Origin of the sequence: Mycobacterium sp. E787, from assembly GCF_001668725.1 — a bacterium.
GTDB lineage: Bacteria > Actinomycetota > Actinomycetes > Mycobacteriales > Mycobacteriaceae > Mycobacterium.
Genome location: NZ_LZKL01000064.1, coordinates 239,936 through 256,245, shown reverse-complemented (window position 1 = coordinate 256,245; position 16,310 = coordinate 239,936). Strand labels below are relative to the sequence as shown.

Here is a 16,310-nt window from a genome sequence, read left to right as displayed (position 1 = left end):
CTTTGTTGCAATCGGCGCGAGCATAGGTGGCCCCATGGTGGAGTGGTATCTGTTCCTGCCGCAGGTGCGGTTGTCTCCGGCCGACATCGCGGAGCGGGCCCGCCATGCCGAGGCCGGCGGTTTCGACGGGGTGGCGTTCATCGATCACCTCGAGGCGCCGGGGCTGGCCGACGAAAACATTTGGGAGGCAATGGGCATCGCCACCTGGGTGGCGGCCAAAACGGAGCGGTTGCGGATCGGCCACCTGGTGCTGTGCGACGCCTTCCGGCACCCCGCCGTGCTCGCCAAGCAGGCCGTCACCCTCTCGGACGCGTCGGGGGGCAGGTTCGAGCTCGGCCTCGGCGCAGGGTCCTGGCCCGCCGAATTCACCAGATTCCATGTAGGCCAGCAGGATCCGAAGGCTAGGGTCGCCGAGCTCGGGCGGCACCTCGAGCTGATCAGGCAGTACTGGGGCGACGACGAGGGCGACGCCGCGCAGGCTCCGCGCAGATCCCATCCCATACCGCTGGTCCTGGGTGGCACCGGGCCCCGGATGATGGAACTCGTTCGCAGATACGCGGATTGGTGGAACGTGCCGGCCAACCACCTGGACAGGTTGCCCGAGCTGGCACCCGCAGCGGGGCCGGCGCGCGTGTCGGTCCAGCAGATGGTGGGATTTGTCCGGACAGGCAGCGACCCGGACAAGGTGCGCGAGGTGAGTGCCCGGCGATTCGGCAACCTGGGGTCGGGCCTGTTCTGCGGGGACGCCGACGAATTGATCGGGCACTTCGCCGGCCTGGCCGCCCAGGGCGTGCAGCGGTTCTACGTGTGGTTCGCCGATTTCGCGGTCCCGGATTCGCTGCACGAGTTCGGGGAGTCGGTGATCAAGGCGTTCGCTGGCGCCGGCGCCGGGCTTCCGTAGGCACCACCGGCGGCCGGGCGTACGGACCGCGTTGCACGGCGGACAGCCGGATCTCCGGCAGGTCGACGGACGGGTCGACCGTGTCGAGCCAGGCGACCGCCTCGGCGACGTCGGACACCTGGATCGCGTACATCTCGAAGGGAACGTCCTGCAGCATCTCGGTTTCCACCGGGCCGGGCGTCACGATGTGCACCGCGATGCCGTCGCGGTCGACCTCGAGCGCCAGGGCGCGGGCAAACGCGTTCATGCCGGCCTTCGACGCCGAGTAGGCCGTCCGCGCCATCATCGGCTCATGCGCCGCCGAGGAAGAGATGAACACGAACCGGGAGCCCGCGCGCATCAGCGGCAGCGCGGCGGCGGTCACCACGAAACACGAATCCAGGTTCGCCGAGAGGATGGTCCGCCACTGCTCGAACGTCTGCTTGCGCGCGTAGGTTCCGCCCAGCGTGCCGGCCGCGTGCACGACGAGGTCGATCCTCCCCAAACCGCTTATGGCGGAGGCGAATCCGTCGGGGTCGGACGCGTCGGCCACGAGGTGGCGGGCGCCCAGCTCCGCCGCGGCCGCGCGCAGCGGGGCTTCGCGCCGCGCCGCGAGCACCACGTCGTAACCGAGCTCGCTCAGCTTGCGGCCGCAGCCCTTCCCGATCCCGCCGCTGCCGCCGGTGACTAGTGCGGTTCGCATCAACGTCAGGGACGCCGGATGTCCCGCGAGCGGGACCCCGAACGCGAAAGGGCCTGCGGCGACAGCGCATAGATGCGTTGGTCGGGCCGGCCCGACAGCACATAGGTCTGCGTGTCGGCGAGGTGGCGGCCGGCGATGCGGCGCGCGCGGTCGACGTCGCCCTCCGCGATGGTCTCGGTCAGCTTGACGTGGGTGGCGAGCACCGCGCGGCGTTGCGCCAGCGAGGGGTAGGTGCCGCTGGCCGCGCTCTCATCCGCCCAACGCTGCTCGTGACTCGTCCACAGGGTCTCCAGGCTGCCCACCACGGCGATGATGGTGTGATTCCCGCACCCGCGGACCACGAGATCGTGGAATTCACGGCCGATTTCGGTAAAGAGCCGGCCGTCGTCGAGATTTTCTGCCATCGACTCGTTGACCCGCTTGAGATCCGGCACCAGTGTGTCCGCCCGGTCGGGCCTCTGGGCCGCCAGGGCGGCGCAGGCCGGTTCGAGCTCCCGCAGCGCGAAGCCCAGGTCGGCGACCTCGACGGACTCGCTCTGCAGCAACAGGCCGAGCATGTAGGCCGCGCTGGTCTTGGCGGGCGCGTGCACCACGGCGCCGCCGCGGTTGCCGCGCCGGACCGAGACGAGCCCCTCCGTCTCCAGGATTCGCAGCGCCTCGCGCAGAGACACCAGGCTGACGTTGAACTGCTCGACGAGCACCTCCTGGCGCGGCAGAAGATCGCCATCGGCGAGTTCGCCGTCGATGATCTGGCGGCGCAACTCGTCGGCTACGATTTCGGCGATCCTCGGCGCCGAGAGTCGGCGACGGGCGTCTTGGCCAATTCCCAGGGTGGTCATCCAATCCTCGCGTGCTCGGCTGGCTTAGCTATTTTAGCAGTAATGGTATAAATAGCCGGGTGAGGCGCGAGCCCGGCCGTCGGCCGACACCGCTCGACGCGTTGCGTGTCGTCGAGATCAGCGACCGGATAGCCGGCAGCTATTGCGGCAAGCTCCTGGTCGATGCCGGGGCGCAGGTGCGCAAAGTCGAGCCGCAGCAAGGGGATTGGCTGCGTCGGTACTCGGCCACCTGTTCTCCGGTGCCCGACGGCGACCCCTCGCCGTTCTTCGACTATCTCAACGCCGGCAAGCGCAGCCTGACCGTCGCGGCAAACTCCGAGCGATACCGCGCCATGCTGGCCGCCGCCGACGTCGTGGTCGTCACCGCGGGCCGGTCGCGGGCGGCGGCGCTGGGCGTCGATCCGCAACGGTTGCTCGCCGAATCGCCGCAAGCGATCGTCGTCACCATCTCCGACTTCGGTTGGGACGGACCGCATGCCGACCGCGCCGCCAGCGAATTCACCCTGCAGGCCTGGGCCGGCTCGCCGGGCTTTCGCGGCGATCCCGCGGGGCCCCCGATCGCGATCGGCGGCGACCTGGGGGAGTACATGGGCGGGGTGTACGCGGCGTTCGGCGCACTGGCGGTGCGCCGACGCGTCGAACGCGGCGGACCCGGCGAGCACCTCGACCTGTCCATGCTCGAGGCGTTGACCGCGATGCAGAGCAGCGAATGGTTGCATTCGCAGTTGCTGCGCGTCCCGCCGATCCGCCGGACCCTCGAGGTGCCTTCCATCGAACCGGCCAAGGACGGCTACGTCGGGATCACGATGGTCACGGGCCAGCAGTGGCTCGACTTCTGCGCGATGGTCGAGTGCCCCCAGCTGGAAGAGATCGAACAGCTGCGTTTCCAGATCGGCAGGTGGGCCTACCGCGACCTGATCCGGGAACAGATCGGCCCGTGGCTGGCCGAACGGACCGTCGCGGAGATCGTCGAGCTCGGGCAGCTGTTCCGGCTGCCGATCGCGGCGCTGGGCAACGGCTCAACCATCCGTGATCTCGAGTACGTCAAGCAACGAAACGTGTTCGCCCGCAACCCCGCCGGCTTTCACCAACCCCGGCCGCCGTGGCTGATGTCGGCGTGCGCCCCCGCGCCGCCGGGCACCACACCGGCGCTTGGTGACGCCAACGCCGAGGAGCCCTGGGAGAGAAGAGAGTCCGGGGACTTGGCGCCGCGGGGGCTGCCGCTCGAAGGGGTGCGCATCGTCGACCTCACCGCGTTCTGGGCCGGACCGGCCGCGACACACCTGCTGGCCGCGTTCGGCGCCGACGTGGTCAAGGTGGAGTCGATCCAGCGGCCCGACGGCATCCGCTACTCCGGCGGGATGCGCACCGACGTGGACGACTGGTGGGAGTACGGCTGGGTGTTCCACGCGATGAACACCAACAAACGTTCCGTCACACTGGATTTGGGTTCCGCTGAGGGACGCGAGCTGTTCAAGAACCTGGCGGCCGGCGCGGACGTCGTGATCGAGAACTTCTCACCGCGGGTGATGGAGCAGTTCGGCCTCACCGCCGACGTGTTGTTGAACGTGAACCCCAGGCTCGTCCTCGCCCGGATGCCGGCGTTCGGGCTGGACGGCCCGTGGCGTGACCGGGTCGGATTCGCCCCGACCATGGAGCAGATCGCCGGGCTGGCCTGGGTGACGGGGTTGCCGGAGGCCCCGCCGGTGACGCCGCGCGGGGCCTGCGATCCGCTGGCCGGCGTGCACGCCGCCTTCGCCGTGCTGGCCGCGCTGAGCTTCGCCGAACGGACCGGATCGGGCCAGCAGGTCGAGCTGCCGATGCTGGAAACGGTGCTCAACGCCACCGCGATACAGGCGATCGAGGCCGAGGTGTTCGGGGTGACGCTGGGCAGGCGAGGCAACAGGGGCCACTGCGACGCCATCCAGAACCTCTACCGGTGCGCCGGTGAGGACGACTGGATCGCCGTCACCGTGCGCGACGACCGGCAATGGCTGGCCCTGGTCGGGGTGATGGGCCGGCCTGCCTGGTCCGACGAGCGGCTGGCCACCGCCGCCGGACGGCGCGAGCGGGCCGACGAGGTCGATGGCCGGCTGCGGGATTGGTTCGCCGGGCAGCCGCTGGAGTCGACGGTGGAGCGGCTGGCCGGAGCCGGCGTTCCCGCCGCGCCCGTGGTGTCGCCGTCGGCGGTGACCGGGAACCCGCAACTGCGGGACCGCGGATTCCTCGAGGCACTGGACCACCCGAGCACCGGCGCGGGCCTGTATCCCTGCCCGCCGTTCGCCAAGCTGACCGGCCAGGACAGGTGGCTGCTGCGCCCACCGCCGAGGCTCGGCGAGCACAATGGGGAGGTGCTGCGCGATCGGTGCGGGCTGACCGACGAAGAACTGGCCAGGCTGGCAAGCAGCGGAGTGATCGGGACCCGTCCGAAGGGCCTCGAGAAATGAGCGTTGAGGAGGGCGTGCGATGCGCGTGACGGTCGACGAAAACCTGTGTGAGGCAAATGGTTTCTGCGAGTCGCTCGCCCCGGAGGTGTTCGAACTGGGCGACGAGGACGTGGTGCAGATCGCCGACGGCCCGGTGCCGCCGCGGCTCGAGATCGACGTGCGGGCCGCGGTGGACCAGTGCCCCAAGGCCGCGCTGCGGCTGATCGATTGAGCTAGCGGCGCTCGTTCAGCGATATCGCCATCTCGTCGTAGATCGACATGTTGGTGAGCAGGTTCGGGTAGGCGACGGTGGCCGGGCCGAGGGCGATGTCGTCGCAGCGCAGCAGCAGTTCGTCGAGCACGGCGCGAAGCTCCGCGCGGGCCAGCATGGCCCCCAGGCAGTGATGCGGTCCGCCGCCCCCGAAGGCGACCTGCGGATTGGGCTGGCGTCCGATGTCGAAGGTGAAGGGCGAGGAGAACACCTCCTCGTCGCGGTTCGCCGAACGCAGCATCGAGACCACCCGCTCGCCCTTCGCGATGTGCTGACCGTCCATCTCGACGTCGACCTTCGCGGTGCGCGTCCAGTAGGCGACCGGTGACGCCCAGCGCAACACCTCCTCGACTGCGCTCGGACGCAACGCTTCCTGCTCGCGGTACCGCTCGATCTGCTCCGAGTTCTCCACGAACGCCTGCACCCCGATGGCCAGCGCGTTCTTGGTGGTGTCGCTGCCGGCGAAGGTCAGCACGAAGAAGAAGAACTCCAATTCGTTAGGGGGCAGGCTGAATTCATCCCCGTCCTCGCCCGTGATAACCGCCGTGGCCAGTGTGCTCCAGATGTCATCGCCGGGATTGCGCCGTTTCTCCGCGGTGAGCTCCATCGCGTAGCCGAAGACGGTGGCGTAGAGATCCGTATAGTCCTGCCAAGTCGGCCGCGCCCCAGGGGAGTTGGCCTTCAGGATGCGGTCCAGGGAATCGAAGATTCGCGGCCGGTCCGCCTCCGGTATGCCGATGATGTCGCCGATGACCGTCATCGGCAGGGCGTCGGCCACGTCCTCGATCCAGTCGCCGCCGCCCCGCTCGAGCAGCCGGTCGATCATCGCCGCTGCGCGCGCCCGGATACCGTCCTCGAGTTTGCCCACCGCGCGGGGGTTGAACGCACCGGAGATCAGCTTGCGGCGCTTGTTCAGCCCCGGCGGGTCCATGTTGATGATCGTCGGATAGGACGCGAACATCCCGACGGGCTGGATGAGCGGGCCGTCCACCGCGGTGAAGGACTCGGTGTCGCGGTGCAGCCGGACCGCGTGCCGGTGCTTGGTCGCCACCCAGAAGTCGCGCTGGACCGCCTCGGCGACCCCCGGCGTCAGGTCGTGGCGGAACAGGGGCCTGCTTCGTCGCAGCTCGGCGAACAGCTCGTCGGGAAAACCGTTGCGCCACAAGGCGAAATCGGATAGGTCGACTGCCGTAGCCGTCATCTGTAACCCCGCTCTGCGCGGACATGGCTGTGCGCGCGTTGACGTTCTATGCTTAAGATAGTAAAAATAGATCCGGTCGTCGAACTTGGAGCACTCGTGACGGACACTCTTTCGGACTCGGCATCGGATTCGGCCGCGGATCCCTCGGAACGCGAATTCGGGCAGGCCGGCATCGCGCTGTCGACCTACCGCTTCCCGACCGGCTGGTTCATCGTCGCCTTCGCCTCCGACCTGGCCGCCGGCCAGGTCAAGCGCGCGCACTACTTCGGCGAGGAGCTCGTGCTGTTCCGCACGGAGTCCGGCCGGGTGCATGTCATGGACGCCTACTGCCAGCACCTCGGCGCCAACCTGGGCGTCGGCGGCACCGTGGAGGGCGAGAACATCGTCTGCCCGTGGCACGGCTGGCGGTGGCGCGGCGACGGCACCAACGCGCTGATCCCGTACAGCAAGATCGGCTGCAAGAACAACGTCCGGATCCGCACCTACCCGAGCGTGGAGTGGTACGGGTTCATCCTCGCGTGGCACGAGCGGCACGGCCGGGCCCCGTACTGGCAGCCCCCGGTCCTGCCCGAGCTGGAAACCAACGAGTACTACCCGCTGCACCCGCACACCCAGATGCTCAACCGGGTCAAGGTGCACCCGCAGATGATCATCGAGAACGCCGCCGACCCGTACCACGTTCAATACGTGCACAAGGCCGCCAACCCCGCCACCACCGCCTCGTTCGAGGTGTCCGGCTACCACCTGCACGCCACCGTCCACGCGCATTTCGGCGGCGGGCGCGCGTCGACCTGGTTGACCCCGAACGGGCCGGTCGACGCCAAGATCATCTACGACAACTACTCGTTGGGCCTGGGACTGGTCCGCTTCCCGAGCGAACTGGTGGCGACCGTCCAGGTGACCGGGCAGACCCCGGTCGACGAGGACTACACCGACTACTTCTATACGCAGGCCTCCATCCGCGAGCCCGGCGACACCGGCGACGTGCCCACCGGCCGCGCCGCCAGGTTCCTGGCGCTGCAGCAAGAGGTCATCAAGCAGGACTTCTTCACCTGGGAGAACATGAAGTACCTCGAGAAGCCGAACCTGGCTCCCGAAGAGGCGCACGACTACGCCGCACTTCGGCGCTGGGCGCACCGCTTCTACCCGGGCCCACAGCCCTCGTCGTCGGACTTCGGCTACACCGCCGACGGTGAGCCGGACCCGGCGGCCGCGAAGGCCTGATGCCGCGGCCCACCGACTTCGGGGTCGACAGCTTCACCGTGCCGGCCGTGCTCGATCGGCGGGCCCGGCAGCACCCCGACCGGGTGATGATGTCGATCGCCGGCGTGGACGTCACCTTCGAACAGATGCGGCAGCGTTCCCGCGCGGCGGCGAACATGCTGGTCGGGCTGGGCGTCGGTCGCGGCGACTGCGTGGCGTTGTTCACCGCCACCTGCCCGGAATGGGTGTACTTCTGGCTGGGCGCGGCGCGCATCGGCGCGGTGAGCGCGGCGGTGAACGCGGCGAACAAGGGAGAATTCCTGCTGCACACGCTGCGGCTGGCGCGGGCAAAGGTGATCCTCACCGATCCCGAACGGCGGCCCCGCGTCGACGAGGTCGTCGACCAGCTCGACACCGTGACCGGCGTTGTGGTGCAAGACGATTCGCTGACCGCGACGTTGCACCTGGACGCCGAGGTTCCGGTGTCCGACACCCCCGCCGGCCCGACGGAAGTGGGGGTGCTGTTTTACACGTCGGGCACCACCGGGCCCTCGAAAGCCGTTGCCACGACCTGGCATTACCTGTTCTCGGTGGCCGCGACCGCCGCGTCGGCCTGGGAGTTCGGCCCCGGGGAGGCGCTGTGGACGGCGATGCCGCTGTTCCACCTCAGCGCGGCGCCAAGCGTGCTGGCCCCGATGCTGGTGGGGGGAACGACCGTGTTGGCCAAGGCCTTTCACCCGGGCCAGGTGTGGGACGACATCCGCGCCCGCGGCGCCGTCGGTTTCGCCGGCGCCGGCGCGATGGTGTCGATGCTGCAGAATTTGCCCCCGGACCCGCGGGACGCGCAGCTGCCGCTGCGGTTCATCTCGGCGGCGCCCATCGACGCCAAGTCCTACCGCGACATCGAAAAGCGTTACGGCTGCCGGATCGTCACGATGTACGGGATGACCGAGGCGTTCCCGATCGCCGTCAAAGGCGTGTCCGACGAGGGGGTGCCCGGGACGTCGGGGCGGCCGAATCCCGATTTCGACGTTCGCATCGTCGACGAGCACGGCGATCCGCTGCCGCCGGGGACCGTCGGCGAGATCGCGTGCCGCCCCAGGTCCCCGCACGTGATGAGCGAAGGCTACGTCGGTGCCGATTCGCGGGTGGAGCCGCACCCGGAGTGGTTTCGCACCGGCGATTTGGGCAGACTCGATGCCGACCAGAATTTGACATATGTGGACCGCGTCAAAGACTCGTTGCGCAGGCGCGGCGAAAATGTCTCCTCGGTGGAAGTGGAGGCCGTCGTCATGCGCCACCCGGCCGTGGCCGAAGCCGCGGCGGTCGGGGTACCCAGCGAGTTGGGCGAGGACGACATCCTGTTGGTCGCGACGTTGCGACCTGGCGCCACACTGGATTGCGCCGAGTTGCTCGATTTCTGCGCGGCCCGGATGCCGTACTTCTGCGTGCCGCGATACGTGGAGACGGTCGATGAACTCCCGAAGAACGTCATCGGACGGATACGTAAAGATTTGTTGCGTAGTCGTGGCTTAAATGAGGCCACTTGGGATCGCGAAGAACACGGTTATATCGTTAGTCGCTAAGTTAAGTTAGTGTTACATGAGACAATTTTTCCGTCATTTCCCTACAGAGGCTGGAGAGCCACGATGACGCTGACCTATCAACAAGAGCAGTTCCTCCACGCCGCGACGGGGCGCGCTGCCATCCTCGACCTGAGCGCCCGGCACAACCGGGCCTACTCCGACGGCGACCGCGATCGCTGGATCGCCACCTTCCGCCATTCCGGCGCCAGCTACACCCGCGACGGCGATCTGTTCACCGATCTGCGCGCGGCCTTCGACGGCGGCGACGGGCAGCGCCTTGTCACCCTCGATCACGAGATCCACATCGACGGCGTCAACGCCAGCCAGCGCTGCGTCGCGGTGTTGTTCGCCGCCATGTATGGCGACACCACGCTCCGGGCCACCGGGACCTTCCGGGACACGCTGATCTACGAACGCGGCGGCTGGTACTTCACTTCCCGTGTGCTCGCCTGGGATTCGGTGCCGAGCCGGCACCCGCTCGTCATGTGAGCGACACCGCTACGTGGATCCGGACCTCAGCTACCAGCTGGCCTTCGGCAGCTACGAAGACGCGCTGCGCATGGTCGGCGCCAAGAGCGAACCGCGCACCGCGGCGACCCCGGTCAGCGGCGCGCGCATTCAACTGTTCGCCGCGATGGTCCACGACGGGAATCGTTCGTATTGGGACGCCGAGTTCGCCCGGGAGCGATGGGGCGGGCTGCTCGCGCCGCCGGCTCTGTTGATGGGTTGGCTGATACCCCCGCCCTGGGAGCCGGCCGGTCGGCCACCGGTGGCGTCGGTGGTGCTGCGGGTGCCGTTGCCGGGCACGACGTTCATCAACGCGGCCAACGACGTCGAGCTTCTGCGGCCCATCGTCGAGGGGGATCTGCTCACCGTCGTCGAGGAACTGGTGTCGGTGTCGCCGGAGAAGCGGACCCGGTTGGGCGTCGGTCATTTCGTCGAGACCCTGGAGACCTATCGCCGCCAAGACGGTGCCGTGGTGGCCACGTGCCGCAATACCTTGTTCCGCTTCACGCCCGCGGCGCCGTCGTGACCGACCTGGCCTGGGACGAGATCGCCGTTCCCGTCGACCTGCCCGAGGTGGTCGATCACATCAGCTACCAACGGGTGGTGGAGAACGCCGGAGCGACCTGGGACTACTTTCCGGGCCATTTCGATCCCGCCTACGCTCAAAGCCAGGGCAATCCCACGATCTACGTCAACACCATGCACCTCGCGGGATTCGCCGACCGCGTCGCGACCGACTGGGCCGGGCCGGGCAGCCGCGTGGTGCGCCGCTCGATGCGGCTGGCCGGGTCGATCTACGCCGGGGACACCATGATCGGGCGGGGCCGCGCGGTGGCCAAGCGGCGCGACACCTCGGCGGACCCGCCGCGCTGCCTGGTCGACATCGAAATTCAGGTGACCAATCAGCATGGCGCGCTGTGCTGTCCGGTCGAGCTCACCCTGCAGCTGCCCGAAAATCGTTGATAGTCAGCCGCTATAGCGGCGGCAACTTCCCCTTGCACACCAGCGTCTGCAGCTCGACGTACTCGTGCAGACCCTCCGGGCCGAACTCGCGACCGATGCCCGACTGCTTGAAGCCGCCGAACGGCGCGCCGATGTCGAGCGTGTACATGTTGATGCCGTAGGTGCCGGTGCGCACGCCGGACGCGATCTCCAGGCCGTGCGCGACATCGGAGGTCCACACCGAACCGGCCAGGCCGTAGTCGCTCTCGTTGGCGATTCGGATCGCGTCCTCCTCGTCGCGGTAGCGCAGCACGGTCAGGACCGGGCCGAAGATCTCCTCCCGGGCGATGCGCATGTCGTTGGTGGCGTCGGCGAACAGCGTCGGCCGCACGTACCAGCCGCGCTCCGACGGGCTGTCGTCGCCGCCGAGCACGATGCGGGCGCCCTCGGCGCGGCCGGACTTGATGTAATCCTGGACCCGGCGCTGTTGCCGTTGCGCCACAAGGGGTCCGATGTCGGTGGCCTCGTCGGCCGGGTCGCCGACGGTCAGCGCCGACATCATGTCGGCCAGCGCGTCGACGACCTCGTCGTGGCGGCGGTCGCTGACCAGGATGCGGGTCTGGGCGACGCACGCCTGGCCGTTGTTCATCAGCCCGGCGGTTTTCAGCCCGGCCGCCGTCTTGGCGATGTCGGCGTCGTCGAGGACGATCGCCGCCGACTTGCCGCCCAGTTCGAGGCTGTAGCGCTTCAGCTGCTCGCCGCAGAGCGTGGCGATCCGGCGCCCGACCGCGCTGGACCCGGTGAACGCGATCTTGTCCACGCCCGGGTGGCGCACCAGCGCCTCGCCGACGTCGGTGCCCCCGGGAAGCACGGACACCACCCCGTCGGGCAGACCGAGCTGTTCGATCATCTCCGCCAACCACAAAGCGTCCAAGGGCGTTTCGGGCGCGGGTTTGACGATGACCGTGCAGCCGGCGATCAGGGCCGGGATGAGCTTGGGCATGATCAGGAATTGCGGCACGTTCCACGGCACGATCGCGCCGACCACGCCGACGGGGGCTCTGTTCAGGTGCACCTCGCCGAGCACGCCCTGGCGGCGTTCGGTCCACGGGAAGTCGCGCGCGGCGGCCAGCGAGAGGTGGATCAGCGATGCGGCGGCCGCCCCTTGGCCGAGCCGGCTGAAACTGCGCGGCGACCCCATCTCGTCGGTGATCAGGTCGGCCATCCCGTCCATATGACCGGCGTAGATCGCGGCGAGCTGTTCGACCTTGGCCATCCGCTCGGCGTGCGTCATGCGCGGCCAGGGGCCGTGGTCGAAGGCGTGCCGCGCGGTGGCGACGGCGGCGTCCACGTCCCCGGGCCCGGCCGCCTGGACGTGGCCGACCGGTTCCTCGGAGTGCGGGGAGATCACCGCGAGCTGCTGCGGGTTGACGGGTTTGCGCCACTGCCCGCCGATGAAGATCTCGTCGTAGGAGCGATGGCGGGAATTTTCTGTCATCGCGCACTTCCTCGAGGGTTGGGGCCGCGACCGTGACTGCGCTATTGACGCTAACATAGCTAAAAAAGCAGCGAGGCCTGACATGAGCAGCGATTGGCGCAGTTACCCGTTCCGGTTGGTGCCCGGCGATTCCCAGCTGGATTTCCCGGCGGCCGAAGGCGAACACCCCGACCAGGAATCCGACACCTGGTTCCTCGCCGGCCGGCTCGATGCGACCGGCAGCGACCGGTCGTTCGCCTTTTTGACCATCTTCAACAAGAACCGTCCCGGTGGGACGGTGGTTGCGGACTTCTACACCATGGCGCTGTTCGATCTGGACACCGGCGACTACGGCACCTATACGGACTACGACATGCCGCCGGCCAACATGGAGCCCGGGGCGCGGCGCAAGCTGGAGACGGCGTCGGGTCATCTCGACATCAGCTACCACGGCGACGCCGGCACCGCGTCGTGGATCACCTGCCGCGGCGCCGACGGGAACCTGCTGCCGTTCACCTACCGGGTCAGCCTGGTGGGCGTGGACCACTCCGGCCGGCCGATGCGGCTGGACCTCGCCGTGACCCCCACGCGCGCACCGACACCGGTGGGCGCATCGACGTACAACGGGAAGATCGTCTGCTTCGGCCAGAGCGAGACGTACTCGTATTTCCAGACCGGAATGACGATGACCGGAACCCTGCGCTGGGGCGGCGTTGTCGAGCAGGTGTTCGGCAGCGGCGGGCACGTCGACCGGCAGTGGTTCCCGAAGTACGCCGGTGGCGGGGGATCGGGCGGCGACCCGCGCGCCAGGTCGCACGAGTGGCGCACCATCAGCTTCGACAACGGCGTGGATCTGAGCATCTGGCGCCAGTTCGACCGCACGAACGGCAATGCGCTGCAGCCGTTCACCGGAGTGACGACGAGCCATCCCGACCCGGCGATAGCACCCGAGTGCGCCGAGGACGTCGAGGTCACGATCAGCAGCTACGTACGCTGGCCGGAAGCGGTGCGGCCGCTGGTGCGCCCGGTGGCCCCGGCCCGATACATGCCGGACCGGCACCGGATCACCTGCGCCACATTGCGGTTGGACATCGTGGGGGAGCCGATGGTGCCGGCCCCGGCGCACGGCCTGCCGATCGAATACATGGAGGGCCCCTACCGCTACCACGGAACGCTATGGGGAAAACCCGTGGCCGGATTTGCGTTCAACGAGCGCTCGCTGGCGCTGTACCGGGATTGGGAGCTGGTCGAGGTGCTGGCCACCACCGTCGCCAGCGTCGAACCACCCGCCCCGGACCTGCAGGCGGCGGTGGACAGGTTGGTGGAGTTGGTGGGGGCCGGCCGCCGCGGCGAGGCGGTTGAGCTGCTGACCGGGGTCACGCCCGTCGAAAACGCCGCACTGGCAACCCTTCTCGAGGACCTTATCGCGGTGCTTTCAGCGCCTGGTGCCAGCTGAGGTGGCGATGCTGTAGCCCGGGTTCGTTGCGCCCGAACAGCAGGTGATCGCGGACGCCCGATCCGAGATTGGTTTGCAGGCCCTCGACCAGCCGGTAGTCCTCGTCGCGCACCGTGGCGTGCGCGTAGTCGAAGACGGCCTGGGCGCCGGCGGCGACCGACTCGTCGGAGAGGTCCAACGGTGTCGAGTTCTGGTGCACGGTAATCGACCTGCCCGGGCGGTCGGCCGGATAGATCCGGAACAGCTCGCCGTTCGCGATGGTCACCGACAACACGATGTTGGGGAACAGCGCGTAGATGACGACCATGTTGTGCAACGGGTCCCAGCGCTCCTCCGGGACGCCGTCGAGTTCCTGAATCGTGTTGAGCGGGAAGATCAGCCGTTGGTGCAGGCCGTACGAGTCGAACACCGTGCAGTTGCTGCGGGCGATGGTGGCGAAGGTCTGCCGGTGCACCGTGGCGAAATGATAGTTCTCCGAGAACGTGTCGACCGCGAGCTTCCAGTTGATCGGGCAGTCGAGCACCTTCTCGCCCAGTGGGGACCACCGCCCGATGCCCCACGAATCGAGCTCGTCGGCCAGCGGTCCCAGGTGCGCGGCGACGTCCAGGTGCGCGCCGGGATCCAGTGCGACCCAGAGGAATCCCGCATATTCGGTGGCCGGCAGCTCGGTCAAGCCATCGGACTCGATCGCCACGTCAGGAAAACCCTCGCGTCCCGGAAGCGCCACCAAGCGCCCATTGTTGTCGTACGTCCACGCGTGGTACGGGCAGGTGAACCGCTTCGCGGTGCCACAACCGGTCACCACCTGCGACTGGCGGTGCAGGCAGACGTTGTCGAACGCCTTGACCGATCCGGCGGAGGTGCGGGTCAGCAGGATCGACCGTCCCAGCACCGTCTTGGTGCAGTACGCGCCCGGACCGGGCAGCTCCGAAACGTAGCCGACCAGTTGGGGACTCGCCATCAGCATCGCGCGCTCCCGGTCGTGGCGCTCGATCGAGGTGTAGTCGGCCGCGTCAACCATGTGCACGCCCGGCGCGAGGTCGGTCGTCTTGTCACGGGCCAGCTTCAGGGCACGCCGTGTCAGGTCGATGAGCTGGTCGCGATCCATACGCTCAGTACAGACCTTGCCACGGTTGTAAGGTCAAGCCGTGGTTGAGCAGTTGCTCATCGGCGACGTCGCGGCCCTGACCGGGATCGCGTCGGGCCGCATCCGCCACTACGAGAAGATCGGGTTGCTGCGCGCCGATTACCTCAGCAACGGCTATCGGGTCTTCGACGTCGACCAGGTGCTCGAGCTGTTGCGCATCGACCTGATGAGAAGCCTCGGGGTCGGCATCAACGACATTCAGCGGTTGCTCGACGGCGGCAACACCACCCTGGCCGATTTGCTCGACGACCACCGCGCCCTGCTGGTGCGCGAGCGCGACCGGTTGGACCAGCTGATCGCCGCGATCGACGCGGCCACCGGCACCGCCGCTCCCGACGGTAACGAACGCCTGCTACGCCGGCTGGCGACGCGGCATCGCGACAGCATCGGCGTCATCGGCAGGCTCACCGCCCCGCTGTCCGCGCCCGTCACCACGATGTACGCCGACCTGTTCGACGAGTGGGATTTGCCGGTTCCCCCGCTGTTCGGGCAGATGGCGCTGCCGCCGGCCGCCAGCACGCTGCTCGAGCGACTGGCCGAGACTCCCGGGCATCAGGTTCTGTTCGACAGATTGCGCACACTCGCCGGCGATGTTGTCGCGTTGGGCGAAAGCGACTCTGCCGCAACGGAACTCGCGCGAAGATGGATCGATGAACAGCTGGCCGACCCGTTGCCCGACGACGTGGTCAGCGTGCTGCGCGGTGTTCAGCCGCTCTTGAGGCACGACCCGGTGATCGTCCAGGGATTCCGGGCCTGGGCCGGATCGATCAGCCCGGCGGCCGAGCGGTTCCTCGATGAGATCGTCCAGCAGACCGCCCGGCGCGGTCTCGAGACCGTCAGCGTCATCGTGCTGCCCGCCGATGCGGCAATGTGATGCAGATGTGACTGCTGTGGCGAGTGTGCTATTTGATACGTGTGTCGTACCCTGTGGCATGTGTCGGTCTCGCGCCGCGACGTGCTCAAATTCGCGGCCGCGAGCCCCGCTCTGCTAGGGCTGGGCGTCGCGGCCGCCTCGCTGCGCGCCGCGCCGGCCCAGGCTTCGCTCGGCACCTTGCTCGACTACGCGGCCGGCGTCATCCCGGCCAGCCAGATCAGGGCGGCCGGGGCGGTGGGATCCATCCGGTACGTCTCCGACCGCCGCCCGGGCGGCAACTGGATGCTCGGCAAGCCGATTCAGGTCGGCGAAGCCCGCGACCTGAGCAGCAACGGCCTCAAGATCGTCTCCTGCTACCAGTACGGCAAGGGCAGCACCGCCGACTGGCTGGGCGGGGCCGCCGCGGGGCTGCAACACGCGCAGCGCGGCATGCAGTTGCACGCCGCCGCCGGCGGTCCGGCGAACGCCCCGATCTACGCATCGATCGACGACGACCCGTCATACGACCAGTACAAGCAGCAGGTCGTTCCCTACCTGCGGTCGTGGGAGTCGGTGATCGGGCACCAGCGGACCGGCGTGTACGCCAACTCGAAAACCATCGACTGGGCGCTGCACGACGGCCTGGGTTCATACTTCTGGCAGCACAACTGGGGCTCACCCAAAGGTTTCACCCATCCGGCCGCGAGCCTGCACCAGGTCGAGATCGACAAGCGCAGCGTCGGCGGGGTCGGGGTGGACATCAACGAAATCCTCAAACCCGAATTCGGGCAGTGGGCCTAGGGGCCGCAACCGCCCAAA

At 68.3% G+C, this 16,310-nt stretch carries 16 protein-coding genes; 11 read left to right on the top strand and 5 right to left on the bottom strand.

Annotation, left to right across the window (positions count from 1 at the left end):
• Positions 1-34: 34 nt before the first annotated feature.
• Positions 35-901: an LLM class flavin-dependent oxidoreductase gene (locus A5705_RS14460; RefSeq protein WP_068278261.1), complete on the top strand. Its 867-nt coding sequence runs from the start codon at positions 35-37 to the stop codon at positions 899-901.
• Here the strand turns inward: A5705_RS14460 and A5705_RS14455 are convergent.
• Together A5705_RS14455 and A5705_RS14450 are read right to left on the bottom strand one after the other, a co-directional pair.
• Positions 864-1,583: an SDR family oxidoreductase gene (locus tag A5705_RS14455; protein ID WP_067876596.1), complete on the bottom strand. Its 720-nt coding sequence runs from the start codon at positions 1,581-1,583 to the stop codon at positions 864-866. The genes A5705_RS14460 and A5705_RS14455 overlap by 38 nt on opposite strands.
• Positions 1,584-1,588: 5 nt before the next feature.
• Positions 1,589-2,422: a FadR/GntR family transcriptional regulator gene (locus A5705_RS14450; protein WP_067876060.1), complete on the bottom strand. Its 834-nt coding sequence runs from the start codon at positions 2,420-2,422 to the stop codon at positions 1,589-1,591.
• A gap of 59 nt (positions 2,423-2,481) precedes the next feature.
• On the opposite strand from A5705_RS14450, the gene A5705_RS14445 reads away from it, so the two are divergent.
• Positions 2,482-4,869 carry a CoA transferase gene (locus A5705_RS14445; protein WP_068278260.1) on the top strand — a complete coding sequence of 796 codons (2,388 nt, stop codon included), beginning with the start codon at positions 2,482-2,484 and terminating at the stop codon, positions 4,867-4,869.
• A 19-nt stretch (positions 4,870-4,888) separates the two neighbouring features.
• A complete protein-coding gene (locus A5705_RS14440) occupies positions 4,889-5,080 on the top strand; it encodes a ferredoxin (protein ID WP_046185638.1) in 192 nt (63 codons plus the stop codon).
• A 1-nt stretch (position 5,081) separates the two neighbouring features.
• Here A5705_RS14440 and A5705_RS14435 read toward each other — a convergent pair whose 3' ends face one another.
• Positions 5,082-6,320 (bottom strand): cytochrome P450, encoded by a 1,239-nt coding sequence (locus A5705_RS14435; protein ID WP_067876066.1) that lies wholly within the window; start codon positions 6,318-6,320, stop codon positions 5,082-5,084.
• A 96-nt stretch (positions 6,321-6,416) separates the two neighbouring features.
• Between A5705_RS14435 and A5705_RS14430 the strand changes: the two genes are divergently transcribed.
• The 5 genes from A5705_RS14430 to A5705_RS14410 all read left to right on the top strand — a co-directional run bounded on the left by A5705_RS14430 (position 6,417) and on the right by A5705_RS14410 (position 10,579).
• Positions 6,417-7,544, top strand: coding sequence for an aromatic ring-hydroxylating dioxygenase subunit alpha (locus A5705_RS14430; RefSeq protein ID WP_197516915.1), 1,128 nt, complete (start codon positions 6,417-6,419; stop codon positions 7,542-7,544).
• On the top strand, positions 7,544-9,109 hold the full coding sequence (locus A5705_RS14425) for an AMP-binding protein (RefSeq protein ID WP_067876072.1): 1,566 nt from the start codon (positions 7,544-7,546) through the stop codon (positions 9,107-9,109). Before A5705_RS14430 ends, A5705_RS14425 begins: the two co-directional genes overlap by 1 nt.
• A 63-nt stretch (positions 9,110-9,172) precedes the next feature.
• Complete coding sequence (locus A5705_RS14420) at positions 9,173-9,598, top strand: nuclear transport factor 2 family protein (protein ID WP_068278258.1); 426 nt, start codon at positions 9,173-9,175, stop codon at positions 9,596-9,598.
• 70 nt (positions 9,599-9,668) lie between these two features.
• On the top strand, positions 9,669-10,142 hold the full coding sequence (locus A5705_RS14415; RefSeq protein WP_197521279.1) for a MaoC family dehydratase N-terminal domain-containing protein: 474 nt from the start codon (positions 9,669-9,671) through the stop codon (positions 10,140-10,142).
• Complete coding sequence (locus tag A5705_RS14410) at positions 10,139-10,579, top strand: MaoC family dehydratase (protein ID WP_068278254.1); 441 nt, start codon at positions 10,139-10,141, stop codon at positions 10,577-10,579. Before A5705_RS14415 ends, A5705_RS14410 begins: the two co-directional genes overlap by 4 nt.
• A 10-nt stretch (positions 10,580-10,589) precedes the next feature.
• Here the strand turns inward: A5705_RS14410 and A5705_RS14405 are convergent, their stop codons facing one another.
• On the bottom strand, positions 10,590-12,056 hold the full coding sequence (locus A5705_RS14405) for an aldehyde dehydrogenase (protein ID WP_068278252.1): 1,467 nt from the start codon (positions 12,054-12,056) through the stop codon (positions 10,590-10,592).
• Positions 12,057-12,138: 82 nt separating this feature from the next.
• On the opposite strand from A5705_RS14405, the gene A5705_RS14400 reads away from it, so the two are divergent.
• Positions 12,139-13,491 (top strand): secreted hydrolase, encoded by a 1,353-nt coding sequence (locus A5705_RS14400; RefSeq protein ID WP_068278250.1) that lies wholly within the window; start codon positions 12,139-12,141, stop codon positions 13,489-13,491.
• Here the strand turns inward: A5705_RS14400 and A5705_RS14395 are convergent.
• Positions 13,457-14,599 (bottom strand): aromatic ring-hydroxylating dioxygenase subunit alpha, encoded by a 1,143-nt coding sequence (locus A5705_RS14395; RefSeq protein WP_068278248.1) that lies wholly within the window; start codon positions 14,597-14,599, stop codon positions 13,457-13,459. The genes A5705_RS14400 and A5705_RS14395 overlap by 35 nt on opposite strands.
• Positions 14,600-14,639: 40 nt before the next feature.
• Between A5705_RS14395 and A5705_RS14390 the strand changes: the two genes are divergently transcribed.
• Positions 14,640-15,512, top strand: a complete 873-nt coding sequence (locus tag A5705_RS14390) for a MerR family transcriptional regulator (protein WP_068278244.1) — start codon at positions 14,640-14,642, stop codon at positions 15,510-15,512.
• Positions 15,513-15,572: 60 nt separating this feature from the next.
• Complete coding sequence (locus A5705_RS14385; RefSeq protein ID WP_067876097.1) at positions 15,573-16,292, top strand: DUF1906 domain-containing protein; 720 nt, start codon at positions 15,573-15,575, stop codon at positions 16,290-16,292.
• The last annotated feature ends 18 nt before the right edge of the window (positions 16,293-16,310 follow it).

Bases quoted from the DNA above. Each gene is read 5' to 3' on its own strand.
- A5705_RS14460 (WP_068278261.1), top strand. From the start codon at position 35: ATGGTGGAGTGGTATCTGTTCCTGCCGCAGGTGCGGTTGTCTCCGGCC.
- A5705_RS14455 (WP_067876596.1), bottom strand. From the start codon at position 1,583: ATGCGAACCGCACTAGTCACCGGCGGCAGCGGCGGGATCGGGAAGGGC.
- A5705_RS14450 (WP_067876060.1), bottom strand. From the start codon at position 2,422: ATGACCACCCTGGGAATTGGCCAAGACGCCCGTCGCCGACTCTCGGCG.
- A5705_RS14440 (WP_046185638.1), top strand. From the start codon at position 4,889: ATGCGCGTGACGGTCGACGAAAACCTGTGTGAGGCAAATGGTTTCTGC.
- A5705_RS14435 (WP_067876066.1), bottom strand. From the start codon at position 6,320: ATGACGGCTACGGCAGTCGACCTATCCGATTTCGCCTTGTGGCGCAAC.
- A5705_RS14425 (WP_067876072.1), top strand. From the start codon at position 7,544: ATGCCGCGGCCCACCGACTTCGGGGTCGACAGCTTCACCGTGCCGGCC.
- A5705_RS14420 (WP_068278258.1), top strand. From the start codon at position 9,173: ATGACGCTGACCTATCAACAAGAGCAGTTCCTCCACGCCGCGACGGGG.
- A5705_RS14415 (WP_197521279.1), top strand. From the start codon at position 9,669: ATGGTCGGCGCCAAGAGCGAACCGCGCACCGCGGCGACCCCGGTCAGC.
- A5705_RS14405 (WP_068278252.1), bottom strand. From the start codon at position 12,056: ATGACAGAAAATTCCCGCCATCGCTCCTACGACGAGATCTTCATCGGC.
- A5705_RS14400 (WP_068278250.1), top strand. From the start codon at position 12,139: ATGAGCAGCGATTGGCGCAGTTACCCGTTCCGGTTGGTGCCCGGCGAT.
- A5705_RS14395 (WP_068278248.1), bottom strand. From the start codon at position 14,599: ATGGATCGCGACCAGCTCATCGACCTGACACGGCGTGCCCTGAAGCTG.